General features: G+C 69.7%; 12 protein-coding genes. 6 read left to right on the forward strand and 6 right to left on the reverse strand.

The genetic code is table 11. From position 1 onward, the window contains the following. Window positions 1-1453: 1453 nt before the first annotated feature. A complete protein-coding gene (locus ACODSY_RS18080) occupies window positions 1454-4465 on the forward strand; it encodes a GAF domain-containing protein (RefSeq protein ID WP_488953210.1) in 3012 nt (1003 codons plus the stop codon). Window positions 4466-4890: 425 nt separating this feature from the next. Next, window positions 4891-6012 (forward strand): hypothetical protein, encoded by a 1122-nt coding sequence (locus ACODSY_RS18085; protein ID WP_488953211.1) that lies wholly within the window; start codon window positions 4891-4893, stop codon window positions 6010-6012. A 68-nt stretch (window positions 6013-6080) separates the two neighbouring features. Here ACODSY_RS18085 and ACODSY_RS18090 read toward each other — a convergent pair whose 3' ends face one another. Next, window positions 6081-6458, reverse strand: a complete 378-nt coding sequence (locus tag ACODSY_RS18090) for a YMGG-like glycine zipper-containing protein (protein WP_488953212.1) — start codon at window positions 6456-6458, stop codon at window positions 6081-6083. Window positions 6459-7068: 610 nt separating this feature from the next. Between ACODSY_RS18090 and ACODSY_RS18095 the strand changes: the two genes are divergently transcribed. Then, window positions 7069-7776: an SDR family NAD(P)-dependent oxidoreductase gene (locus ACODSY_RS18095; protein WP_488953214.1), complete on the forward strand. Its 708-nt coding sequence runs from the start codon at window positions 7069-7071 to the stop codon at window positions 7774-7776. Between the two features lie 73 nt (window positions 7777-7849). Here ACODSY_RS18095 and ACODSY_RS18100 read toward each other — a convergent pair whose 3' ends face one another. The 3 genes from ACODSY_RS18100 to ACODSY_RS18110 form a co-directional block, all read right to left on the reverse strand. Next, complete coding sequence (locus ACODSY_RS18100; protein WP_488953215.1) at window positions 7850-8125, reverse strand: hypothetical protein; 276 nt, start codon at window positions 8123-8125, stop codon at window positions 7850-7852. Between the two features lie 89 nt (window positions 8126-8214). Beyond that, window positions 8215-8580 carry a DUF6481 family protein gene (locus ACODSY_RS18105; RefSeq protein WP_488953216.1) on the reverse strand — a complete coding sequence of 122 codons (366 nt, stop codon included), beginning with the start codon at window positions 8578-8580 and terminating at the stop codon, window positions 8215-8217. Window positions 8581-8713: 133 nt separating this feature from the next. Next, complete coding sequence (locus tag ACODSY_RS18110) at window positions 8714-8923, reverse strand: cold-shock protein (RefSeq protein WP_488953218.1); 210 nt, start codon at window positions 8921-8923, stop codon at window positions 8714-8716. A 351-nt stretch (window positions 8924-9274) separates the two neighbouring features. Here ACODSY_RS18110 and ACODSY_RS18115 point away from each other — a divergent pair, with 351 nt between their 5' ends. Further along, window positions 9275-9571, forward strand: coding sequence for a hypothetical protein (locus ACODSY_RS18115; protein WP_488953219.1), 297 nt, complete (start codon window positions 9275-9277; stop codon window positions 9569-9571). A gap of 55 nt (window positions 9572-9626) precedes the next feature. On the opposite strand, the gene ACODSY_RS18120 is transcribed toward ACODSY_RS18115, so the two are convergent. Further along, on the reverse strand, window positions 9627-10157 hold the full coding sequence (locus ACODSY_RS18120; RefSeq protein ID WP_488953220.1) for a DUF1993 domain-containing protein: 531 nt from the start codon (window positions 10155-10157) through the stop codon (window positions 9627-9629). Window positions 10158-10311: 154 nt separating this feature from the next. On the opposite strand from ACODSY_RS18120, the gene ACODSY_RS18125 reads away from it, so the two are divergent. Both ACODSY_RS18125 and ACODSY_RS18130 read left to right on the forward strand, forming a co-directional pair. Next, window positions 10312-11259: a mechanosensitive ion channel family protein gene (locus tag ACODSY_RS18125; RefSeq protein WP_488953222.1), complete on the forward strand. Its 948-nt coding sequence runs from the start codon at window positions 10312-10314 to the stop codon at window positions 11257-11259. 33 nt (window positions 11260-11292) lie between these two features. Next, window positions 11293-11682, forward strand: a complete 390-nt coding sequence (locus ACODSY_RS18130; RefSeq protein WP_488953224.1) for a YciI family protein — start codon at window positions 11293-11295, stop codon at window positions 11680-11682. Here the strand turns inward: ACODSY_RS18130 and ACODSY_RS18135 are convergent. Then, a complete protein-coding gene (locus ACODSY_RS18135) occupies window positions 11672-12367 on the reverse strand; it encodes a PEP-CTERM sorting domain-containing protein (RefSeq protein WP_488953225.1) in 696 nt (231 codons plus the stop codon). The two genes, ACODSY_RS18130 and ACODSY_RS18135, sit on opposite strands and share 11 nt — an antisense overlap. Between the last annotated feature and the right edge of the window lie 62 nt (window positions 12368-12429).

Raw genomic sequence — 12429 nt, forward strand, 5'->3', positions numbered from 1 at the left:
CGGATCGGTGGGGCTTGTCGGGTCCGTGGGCGTCGTCGGATCCGTCGGATTCGTCCCGGTCGGATCCGTGGGCTGGCCGCCCCCACCGCCGCCACCGCCGCCGCCGCCACCGCCGAAGCCGCCCCCGAAGCCGCCGGGGCCGCCGCCGAGGTCGGTGGGCGTGTCACCGCCCGGCGAGGTCGGCGGATCGAGGAAGGTCACGCCGTCGTCGCCCGGATTGCCGGGGTTGCCGCCGTCGCCGCCGTTGGTCGGGCCGCCACCGTTGCCGCCCGGGCCCGGGCCGCCGAAGCCGTCGAAACCGCCTGCGCCGCCGCCGTCGCCTTGGCCGCCCGCACCACCGGCGCCGCCGTTGCCGCCGGCTCCGCCGACGCCACCCGCGCCCGGCTGCCCGCCACCTTGGCCACCGGCGCCCGTATCGCCGCCCTGCGCGCCCGCATCGCCGCCGCCGGCGTCAGCGCCGCCGCGGAACAGGCTCAGGCGGCCGCCATCCGCGCCGTTGCCTTCCATGAAGGTCGGGGCGGCGATCGCGGTGGCCGCGAACATCATGAAGACCACGCCGCCGTGCTTGCTGATCTTGCGCTGCCAGGGTTCGCCGACGCACACCTCGGCCCGAAGGGCGGGATGCCAGGGCGCCAGCGCGCAGACATCGCCGTCGGGGCCCATGACGCGGCCGGGCCACATCCAGCTCCACAGCCAGCTCAGCTTCCAGAAGCGCTTGAAGCCGCGGTCCAACGCGCCGGGCCAGGCCCAGCCGAACAGCGTGGCCATCAGCCCGTGACGGCGGCCGAAGCGCTCGTCATGGGTCGCAGAGGGCCACATCCAGCCGAGCAGGCTGGCCAGCCACGCCGGGCAGCGCTTGTCCTGGGTCTCGAGGGGTTGCGGCCAAAGCCACGCCATCAGCGCGGCCTTGCGGCTACCGGCGGACCGCTCGGTCCGGATCGCTTCGACGGTCATTGGAAATTCATCCCGCCGATGCCGCGATCGGTCGAATTGCTCGTCTCGAGACGCACGCGCCGCACCACTCTATGCCTGACAGGCCGGCACAACCCCCCCCGGGAGACACCGCCTACGGCAGAGATGCCGCATTTCCGCCGCGAAGTCGTTAACGATGGCGCGGTCGCGACGCTTTGTCCCGTTTCAGACAGCGCGCGGTAATCCACGAAAAATCGCGCCGCGCCATCGGCGCCGCGTGTCACTCCGCCCGAGAATCCGCGCCAGCTTGCCGGCATAGGACCTGCTCCCGCTCCAGCGCCGCGCGGGGGATCGCGACGCGTCCAAGCTCCACCGTGGGCCTTCGAGAACTGCGCCACAACGGAACACAATTCGCAGGGGAATTTCGCTCTGAGAGGGAATGCCCCGACGCAAGCCACTCGCAGCAAGATACGGACCAAGCTGAGCCTTGGATGACTCCGGACGGAAGATTCTTGATAAGGCGGGACGGAGAGGTCTCGTCATGAAGGGGTTGCGCCCCGCGCCAGCGCCTGTCGACGCCCCGGCCGGGACCGCCCCGCCGCCGGTGCGCCGACTCATCTTCGCGCTCCTGGCGCTGGCGCTGCTCTGCGCGCTCTGCGCCCCGTTCTTCGCCGACCTGGCCGACCACAATGCGCCGCGAGCCGAGAACGGCGTCGTCGATTATTCCCATTATGGGCCACTCGGGGCCCCGGCCGGCCTGGCGGGCGACTGGCGGCTGACCTGGAAGAGCTCCGGCCCGGGCCAGCCCGCGCCGCAGACCACCGCCCTCGCCCCGGTTCCCGGCGTCTGGACCGGCGAGACCCTGGGTGGCGTCGCCCTGCCCGAGCGCGGCGTGGCCGCCTATGCCCTGACGATCCGCGGCCTCGCGCCCGGCCGCTACATCCTCCATGTCCCCACCCTGTACGAAGCCTCGGAGGTGCGCGTGAACGGCGTGCTGGTCTCAGGGCGTGGCCGCCTGGGCCTCACGCCCGCGGCCACCCGCTACGAGGTGCGCTCGCAGGACGTCGCCATCGACGCCGACGGCCGCGACCTCCAGCTCGAGATCGCCCTGGCCTCCTTCCACCACCGCGACAACGGCATGGAATCGGCGCCCGCCCTGGGCCTGGCCGAACCGATGAGCCGCTGGATCACCCTGGGCTGGCTGCGCGGCTTCATGTTCGTCACCGCCACCCTGCTGCTCGCCTGCTACGGCCTGGTCGTCTACCTGTTCCGCCGCCAGGATCGCGCCTCGCTCTACATCGCCGTCTCGGCGCTCAGCCTGCTGCCCATCGCGGCGATCTTCAGCCATGACAACCTGATCCTGGTCGCCTTCCCGGGCATGACCCTGCAGCAGATGTTGAGCCTGCAGTACCTCTCGGGTCTGGCAGCGCTCGGCTTCTTCCTCGCCTACGCGCACCACCTGTTCCCGAGGGAGAGCCGTCGGCCGATCTTCTGGACCATCGAGGGCCTGCTGGCCGCCGCCTTCGTCGCCCAGGCCGCCGCCCTGGCGCTGGGCGACACCCTGCTGGCGTCGCAGATGTCATTCTGGGTGCTGCCGGTCCGCGCCGCCACCTTCCTGTACATGGTCGCGCTGGTGGTCGTGGCTGCGGTCCGCAAGCGCGACAGCGCCCTGATCTTCCTGCTGGGGCTTAGCGTCTTCGCCGCCAGCCTGATCACCTACGATCTGCTCACCAACGGCGTGCTGCGCCAGGACCGCATCGGCCTCGACCTGCCAGCCCTGGGCATGCTGGTCCTGCTCTTCTCCCACATCGTCATCCTGGCCGAGCGCTGGACGCTCTCCATCGACGCCGCCGAACAGACCGCCGGCGACCTGCGCCGCCTGCTGGACGTCAACGCCGCCATCACCAGCGAGATGGAGCTCGAGGCCCTGCTGACCAAGATCGTCCAGGTCACCTCGCGCATCATCCATGCCGACCGCAGCACCCTGTTCCTGCACGACGAACGGACCGGAGAGCTCTGGTCACTGGTGGCCGAGGGGCTGGAGACCCGGGTCATTCGCTTCCCGGCCCACCTCGGCCTGGCCGGCGCCTGCTTCACCTCGGGCCAGCCGATCAACATCACCGACGCCTATGACGACCCGCGCTTCCACCGCGACGTCGACGCCCTCACCGGCTACCGCACCTCCAGCGTGCTCACGATCCCCGTCACCGCCCGCGACGGCCGCCGGCTGGGCGTCATGCAGGCCCTGAACCGCCAGGACCGGCCCCACTTCGGCGAGGGCGACGTCGAGCGCATGGCCGCCTTCGCCGCCCAGGCCGCGATCGCCATCGACAACGCCACCCTGTTCTCCGAGGTCGCCACCGAGCGGAACTACAACGAGAGCATCCTGCGCTCGATGTCGACCGGGGTGCTCACGCTGGACGCCGACGCCCGGGTCGCAAAGCTGAACGACGCCGCCTGCCGCATCCTGGCGGTCCCCGCCGACCAGCTCGCCGGGGCCGACGCCCGCGTGCTGCTGGCCGCCAATCCCGGCCTGCTGGACGAGTTCGCCGCGGTATCGCGGAGCGGCCACCCCAAGTCGCTGGTCGACGCCGACCTGGTCACCGGCCGCGGCGATCGGATCTCGGCCAACCTCTCCATCGTCCCCCTGCTGGGCGATGGCGAGCCGGTCGGCCTGTTGGTGCTGCTGGACGACATCACCGAGCGCAAGCGGCTGCAGGGCGCCATGCGCCGCTTCATGACCCAGGAGGTCGTCGACCAGGTGCTGGCGCACGACACCCTGCTGTTCGGCGACGCCTGCCAGGCCAGCGTGCTGTTCGCGGACATCCGCAACTTCACCAGCCTCGCCGAAACGCTCAGTCCGCGCGCCACGGTCGAGGTGCTGAACGAGATCTACACCGAGCTGTTCGAAGCGGTGGCCGCCTGCAACGGGGTGCTCGACAAGTTCCTGGGCGACGCGATCATGGCGCACTGGGGCGCGCCGATCCCCACCGACCGCGACCCGCTGAACGCGGTCGAGGCGGCCGCCCAGATGCTGAAGCTGGCCGAGGGGCTGAACCGCCGCCGCCGCGGCCAGGGCCTGGCCGGACTCAGGCTTGGCATGGGCATCGCCACGGGCGAGGTCATCGCCGGCGCCATCGGCTCGCCCAAGCGCATGGACTACACCGTGATCGGCGATAGCGTGAACCTGGCCTCGCGGCTCGAGGCCCTGACCAAGGCCTATGGCGTGGGCGTGATCGTCTGTGAGGCCACCGCCGCCGCCATCGGCGACGCCTTCCCCCTGCGCGAGCTCGACCTGGTGCGCGTGCGCGGCCGCCGCCAGCCGTCCCGGATCTTCCAGGTCCTGACCGACGAGGCGCCCGCCGCGGCAGCCTATGCCGAGGGCCGCCGGCACATGGCCGCCCGCAAATGGACCGCCGCGGTCCGCGCCTTCGAGGCCGCGCGCGCCGCGGATCCCACGGACGGCCCCACCGCTCTCATGCTGACGCGCGCCAAGACCCTCAAGATCGTGCCGCCTCCCGAGGACTGGGACGGCGTCTGGGACGAGGGCTAGCCGCGCATCGCCCACGAAAAAGGGCCCGCGAGGGGCCCTTGTCCGAGGATGAGCTGCACGTGCAGCTTGGGGACTACGCGCCGAGGCCGGCGGTGGCGAAGGCCGTCAGCATGCCGATGATCAGCAGGGCCAGCGGGGCGAGGCGGTCGGCTTGGCGTTCGATGTTGGCGAAGAGGGTCATGACACACACCTTGAGTTCGGTTCCTGGGAACCCCGGGGGAGCGGGGCTGTCCGTCTGGACACTGTTTAGATAGCATCATCTGAACGCTGCATAGATCAGCAATTTTGCCTGACGGCTATGCGTTTGCGCATGACTCACTGCGACGCGACGTCCGGCGGCGCTTAGGCATTGGCTTACCAAATGCGGTTAAGCACGTTCCCAGCCGCGCCCGACGTGGGGGCGTATGCGCGGCGCCGAGGGCGCGATGGCGAAGACTGCGGATCGATCCTACCGAAGCCTGCGCGGGCTCGAGCGCACCGCCTCGACGTCGCGGGTGCTCAACCTCGCCGCGCTCGCCGCCCGCAACGCCGACAATGCGCAACACGCCGCCCAGCCGTTCTTCGTCGCCGATACGCTCAACGGCGCGGTGCTGGTGCGCCATCGGCTGCGCGCGTCCGAGCAAGAGAACTTCGAACGCCATCGCTTCAGCGCCACCAAGCTGATCATTCCCTTCGCGCGCGACGACCTGGGCCTGGGCGGCCGCTCGGTCTTCGTCGGCGAGCGATACTGGATGGACGCCTTCGAGGAACTCCGCGGCGACCTGCCGAACCCCGAGCGCGACGTCGCCGCCCTCGAAGCCATCGACGAGCTTCCATCGCTCGACCCCTTCCTGCTGCGCGAACATCTCAAGCGGCGCAATTTCGAGATCAGCCCCAGCTACTTCGATATCTCGGGCCCCGACCTGTCGCGCATGCAGCGGTTCGTGGGCGGCGAGATCGCCAAGCTCATCGAGCTCGCCTATCGCGGGGCCGAGGGTATGGAAGGCAACATCAACCGCCTCGTCGAGGCGTTGCTGGTCTCGAAGTCCGACGAGCGCCTGGAGCCGCTGCGGCTCACGCTGCGGCTCGAGAAGGAGAACTACCAGGAGGGCATCTTCGCCTGGAAGGGCTTCCTCTATTACAAGTGGGTGCTCAACTCGCTCTGGGAGCAGCTCAAGGAGGTGTTCGCCGAGTTGGGCCGCGTGCGGATCAACACCGCAGTCGACGCCACCATGCGCGCCGAGCTGGAAAGCACCAAGGTGCGCCTGCGCGCCAAGCTGGAACGCCAGGTTCGCGCCGTGCGCACCCAGCTCCAGGTCTACGATGACGTCTTCGCCCAGCTCACCGCCAGCGGCAACGCCGTCGCCTTCCGCGACTTCCTGCTGAAGTCGCCCGAGATGTTCCTGTCCCTGGGCGAAGGCAGCGGCCTCATCAGCCACATCGCCACCTACTGGCGCTACCGCTTCCCGGTCGGCCGGATCCTGCTCGCCACCCCCGACCAGTTGCTCGACATCCTCCAGGACTTCGACGCGAGCCTCGGCCAGGACGAAACCGCCCTCGCCGCCTAGGCCACCGCCATAAGAAAAGGGAGCGCCGGTCGCCCGGCGCTCCCTCATTTCTGTTCGGCCGGATCGCCTTAGCGGCGGTAGCCGTAGCCGTCGTTGTGGCGGTAGCCGTACCGGTCGCTGGTCCGGCCGTAGTAGCCACGGTCGTACGACCGGTAGCGAGCGTCGCGGTAGTAGGGTTGCGACGTGCGATACGCATAGCCGTTGCGGTAGTGCTTGCGGTCGTTGCTCTTGTCGGCCGCGACGCCCAGGGCCGCACCGGCGACCGCGCCGATAGCCACGGCTTCGGTCTTGCCGTTGCCGACCGCCGCGCCGGCCACGCCGCCCAGCAGGGCGCCCAGCAGCGCGCTTTCGGTCTTGGACGTACCCGCGGCCGCCTGGCTGGCGGGCAGGGCCACGGCGCCGGCGACGGTCAGGGCCATCGCAGCCTTCATCATCTTGTTGGTCATGGCTCAAACTCCTTTGCCTGCGCCGGGGCCGGGAAGGCCTGATCGGCGATGTTGAGCCTGAATTTAGCGATGCGGTTCTGAACCCATCCGGAGGCGCCCGTTCATTCTCGCGACAGGAAAGCGAGGCCGTCGAAACCGCCCCCCGGGCACGAAAAAGGGCCCGCGAGGGGCCCTCCGACGTCGGAGACTGGGGAAGATCTCCGTGCGGGCTCGGCCTAGGCGCCGACGCCCACCACGCCGACGGCCGCGAAGGCGACCACCAGCCCGAACATGGCCGTCGTCAGAACGGCGGGGGCCGCTCTTTGGACCAGGCCCTGAAGGATCGAGAGGTTCATGACACACACACCTGAAGTTTCTGGGGGACCCCGTGGGGAGCGGGGTGTCCGTCTGGACGAGTTCTAGATAGCAGAGCCGCCGACTCGCGGGGATCGGCATGTTCGCGGAATAGCTATGCGTTTTTGGTGCAGGCCGCTCTGCATCCAAAGGTTTGCCGCCGGGCGGGAGCGGGACGCGGCCCGGGACGGATCATTCCACGCGTAACGGCGACGGGATGTCTGGCGCCGCTTCGACCGGAGGCTCATATGCCCAGCGTAACCAGGGGGAACAGGACGTGCGCAGCTCCAACCCGTCGGGCGCCGCCCGCTCGATCCTGATCGTCGGGGCGTCGCGCGGCCTGGGCCATGCAATGGCGGCCGAGTTCGCGGCCCGGGGCTGGCGGGTGGTCGGCACGGTCCGAGGCGCCCAGACCCCGCTCCACGCCCTTGCCGTCGAACGCGCCGACGCCGTCGAGGTGGAGACGCTCGACATGACCGATCACGACCAGATCCGGAGCCTCCGCGATCGGCTCGCCGGCCGGGCGTTCGAGGTGGTCTTCGTCAACGCGGGGATCGTCAACCGACGACCTTCCGACACGATGGCCGAGGTCTCCGCCGACGAGTTCGTCGAGGTCATGGCGACCAACGTCCTGGGCGTCATGCGCGCCGTGGAGGCGCTCGGTTCACTGCTGGCGCCGGGCGGCGTTATCGGCGCCATGTCCTCGGGCCAAGGCAGCATCGCCAACAACGCCAACGGGACGAACGACGTCTACCGCGCCAGCAAGGCGGCTCTGAACCAGGCGCTGGCCAGCTACGCCGGGCGGCATCCGGAGCGAGCGACGATCCTCATGGCGCCCGGGTGGATCCGCACCGAACTGGGCGGCGCGGGCGCGCCCTTCGGCGTGGAAGAGGCCATGCCTCAGATCGTCGACGTCCTCGTGGGCCAACAGGGCGCCCCCGGCCTCCGCTACCTCGACCGGTTCGGCAAGACCGTGCCCTGGTGACCACGGTTGGCGAGGCGTGCGCAAAGGCTGAGGGAGCGCTCCGCCCTCCGGCTGGCGGCCTGCGCCTTTGGCGTCAGTCCGCCGGGCTCGCGGGCAGCCCGGCGCCCACAGTCGTGAGAAAGTCGTCCAGGTACTGGCGCATGCTCATGGCGGCCGTGCGGATGTCATCGAGAGGCAGGCTGTCGTCGGCGATCCTGGTCAGATCGTCGGTGAGGGTCGACAGGTAATCCCGCGGGCTGGCGGCCTGCCGCGCCTCCTGGCGCACCAACTGCATGATGAGGTGGTGGTGCACGATGGCGCGCGCCTGGAGGTCGGCGATCAGTCGCGTCAACTGTAGCTCGTTCGACATGCTGGATCGGGATCCGGTGTGTGAGGCGCGGCTCACGTCGAGCGCGCGGGTGTAGGGCGGAGACGAGGACGACCGCCAGGAATCTCGAACTAGCGGCGCGCCTGGCGGGCGGCGTAGCGGGCGTCACGCTTTGCCTTGGCTTCGGCCTTCGTGAGCGCCTTGCGCTCCTTCCGTTCGCCGCGCTTGGCGTCGAGCGCTGCGGCAGACGCAGCTTCGTCGGCCAGGCGAGCGGCTTCGACACTGGCTGCGGCCGCCTCGGCCTTGGCCGTCTTGGCCTCGAGCCGGGCCTCGCGGACGCGGCGGAGTTCCTCCGCCTTCAGCGCCGCCCGCGACGGCGCGTGAGGATCGTGGGTTACGGCGGGCTTCGGCCGAAGCTTCGCGAGCAGGGCTGCCTTGGCCTGGGCCGCGCGGGTCTGTCGGTCGGAAAAGCTCGCACCGTCGATGTCGTTGTTCATGGGGACTCCGAGATGCGGTTGATCGCGTCGGGGGTCGCCCCACGTGCGATAGGCGCGTCAGATCGTGGGAGCGCTCGTGACGCGCTGGTCGTCCGGAGGCGGGATGAGCCCGCCCCCGGCGCCGAATTCGCGTTTAGACCGACTGCAGCTGGCCAGCGGACATCTTGCCGCTGCGCTGGTCGCGCTCGAGCTCGTAGCCGACCTTCTGGCCTTCGTTGAGCGAGCCCATGCCGGCGCGTTCGACCGCGGAGATGTGCACGAACACGTCGTTGCCGCCGTCGTCGGGTTGAATGAAGCCGAAGCCCTTTTGGCCGTTGAACCACTTCACAGTGCCAGTCGTCATAATCGTCACCTTTCAGGTGTAAGTCTTCGCGCGTCCCGAATAGGACGTGAGGTCAAATTGTCGGAGAAGGAAGGGTGGGCCCGGGCTCGATCCGAAGAACAAGCGTGGAGAGCAACCGAACCGAAAACGATATTCGATGCATCAATATATCCACAGAACAGCCGGCCGCGCCAGCTAAATCTGGTCCCGGGATAAGTTCAGGGCGGCTGATGGGGCTGGATGGCCGATCTTGTCGGCGTTCGCGGCGGCGTCAATCGGCGCGCGAAGCCTCTTCCGAAAAGCGCCGCCGTCCCGCATCATGGCGGCCGTTGCTCCGGGACGGCCCGGGCGCGTCGCAGCCCCGGGGGAGCCATGTTCGCCGCGATCCTGACCGTCGTCGCGCTGCACGCCGGCGCCCCGCCCGTGGTCGCCACGCCCAAGGGCCAGATGGCGCCTGTCACCAGCATTCCGGGGGAACCGCCCTACGGCCTGCGGATCGGACGCAACGCATCCAAGAGCGACCAGGTCTGCTTCCGCGACCCCGTGGTGGGCTCGAAGATCCCCACCCGCCGCTGCATGAGCCGCGAGATGTTCGTCCAGCGCCAGCAGGACTCGAAGGACCACCTCGACGCCGTCCAGCGCGACGCCCGCATCCAGACGACGTTCTAGGTTCGGCGTCGCCTCCCCTCCTCGCCGCAGGGGGAGGAGGGGGACGGCCCGGCTTCTATGCCGCGAGAAGCTGCGGCTGGCCGCCGGCGAGGTAATCCAGCTTGCCCAGCGGCACGCCCTGGCTGCGCAGCAGGCCGTAGGCGGTGACCACGTGGAAGTGGAAGTTGGGCAGCGAGAACTGGAACAGGAAGTCCCGCGCGGTGAACTTCAGCGTCCGGTTCGGCGTCGGCAGCTCGATGATCCGCGTCTCGTCCAGCGCCTCGATCTGTTCGCGCTTGATCGACTCCACGAAGGCGATGGTCTTGGCCACCCGGTCCTTCACCTCCGCCCAGGTCGTCTCGGTGTCGGGCATGCTGGGCGGCGTGACCCCGGCGAGGCGCGCCGCGCCGCCCTTGGCCGCGTCGCTGGCGATCTGGATCTGGTTGGTGAGGGGGTGCATGTCGGGCGCCAGCCGTGCCGCCAGATAGGTCTGCGGATCGACGCCGCTCGCCTTGGCGTGCGCCTCGGCCTTGTCGAGGATCGCGGCCAGGTTCTTCAGCATCCCGAGGTAGCCGGGGATCGAGGCGTCGTAGAGCGACAGCGCCATTGAGCATCTCCAAGGTCGAGGTTGAGGCCGAGAGATGGGCCGCGCCGCGGATGGGCGAAAGACGGACCCCGCCTCATTTTTTCTGACAGGCCCGCATCGCACGGCCGCGCTCGGCGTTGAAGGCGACTGCTGCGCAAACAGGCTGCGAGGTCGCTTGGCTCCGAAACCCGAAGATCCCGTCACCCCCTTCTTCGACATGGTCGGCATGGCCCTGTCGGGAGATCCGGTGATGCTGCGCAGCCTCGCGGCGACGCTGGGGTCGTTCTCGATGCGGCTTGTCGTGGCCTTGCTGATCCTGGCGGTGACGCTGTGGCTGTCGAGGCGGCTGGGCAAGGCGGCTGAGCGGGCGCTCACCCGCATTCCGCACCATCACCAGCCCGCCGACAGCACGCTATCGACCTTCGTCTCGACGCTGGTCCGCTACGTGGTGGTCGCCATCGGCCTCGTGGCGGTGCTGCAGCAGCTGGGCGTGCGGGCCACCTCGGTCCTGGCCGTGCTGGGCGCCGCCTCGCTCGCCATCGGCCTGGCGCTGCAGGGCACGCTGGGCAATGTGGCGGCCGGCGTCATGCTCCTGCTTCTGCGCCCCTACCGCGCCGGCGATCGGGTCGAGCTGAACGGCCGGCAGGGTGTCGTGGTGGGCATGGACCTCTTCAACACCAAGCTCCTGGACTACGATGGGCTCACGCTGTTCCTGCCCAACGGCAAGGTGTTCGGCGACATGATCGTCAACATCAGCCAGGCGGGCCGCCGCCGCATCGAGCTGACCCTGGGTGTCGACTACGAGGACGACCTGGACTTGGCGCTGGAGACGATGATCCGCGTCGCGCGGGCCGAGCCCCGCGTGCTCGCCGACCCCGAGCCCTGGGCCCGCGTGACCGCCTCGGGCGACAGCGCCATGGAGGTCACCCTGCGATGCTGGGCCACGACCGACGACTGGATGAACACCCGCTTCGATCTGCTGAAGGCGCTCAAGGAGGCCTTCGACGACGTCGGCCTGATGATCCCCTACCCCCACCAAGTAGAGATGCGGCGATCGGAATTCCGCCCAAAGCCGGCGGTGCGCGAGAAAAAAGTCGGGAAGGGCGAGGCTCGCCCGTCCTAGGCTGGCGCACACCACCGCAGCCGAGGCCCCCGCATGCTCTACGCCCTGCTCGCCTACCACGAGGAAGCCGACGTCCAAGCCATGACGCCGGACCAGGACGACGCCCTGATGGACCGCCTCATGGGCGTCCATGCGCGCCTGGAGGGCCGCATGGGTCCCGCCGCCCGCCTGGGCGCCACCTCGCTGGCGGCCGTGGTCCATGGGCGCGGCCTGGTGACCGACGGGCCGTTCGCCGAGACCAAGGAGGCCATGCTGGGCTTCTACGTGATCGACTGCGCCGACCGCGCCGAGGCGATCGCCGCCGCCCAGGCGCTCAACGCCGCCAATCCGAACGCGATCTACGAGGTCCGCCCCATCGTCACCTACGTCCCCGGCGCGGCCTTCCCGCACACCGACGCTGGGCTCGAACTGGTCAGGCCATAAGGACACGCCGCCGGCGCAGGACCGCGCCCGCGCCGACGAACCCGATGATCATCAGCGCCCAGGCGGAAGGCTCGGGCGCCGCGGCCGTGGCATTCAGCGCCACGTTGTCCAGCCCGGGCGCCCCGCGCGAGGTCGAGCTGCTGTTGCCCGCGAACTGCACCCGGATCGCGCCCGACGTCGGGGCCACGGCCGTCAGGGCGTATTGCGTCCACGTTGAGCTCTGCGCGCCGGGCGAATAGGGCAGGCTCACGGTCTTCGTCGCGAGCTGAGTCAGCGACTGGGCGTCCGACAGCGTCGCCGCCAGGTCGCCCGCGCTATTCTGTGCCCACTGGCCCACCCAGTAGGTCAGCGTCACCTGCGAGCCAGCCACGAGGCCGGTGACGTCCTGGTAGATCCCGCCGGTGGGGCTGGCGCCGTTCATGTCGAGGAAGCGGTCGCCCTCCTGCGGGTTCAGCAACACCAGGAAGCCCGCCCCGCTCTGGGTGTAGGCGTCGCTGACGATGTCCGGCGCCTCCAGCCCTGCGACCCGGCTCCAGCCGTCGGGCGCCAGCGGGCCCCGGTAGTAGGTCCCCATGTTGTTGGCCGGCCCGCCCTCGAAGCCGCCGTTGGTCAGGAGGTTGGCGGCCGCGGCCGGCGTGGATGCGAGCGCCGCGGCGATGGCGGCGGTGGCGAGAAGCGTCTTCAAGGCAGATCCCCGTTCGGAACGATGTCGCCGCGAACCTGTGGCGATCTTCCTCGGCGGGCGTC

The organism is Phenylobacterium sp. FG114 (genome assembly GCF_057809855.1).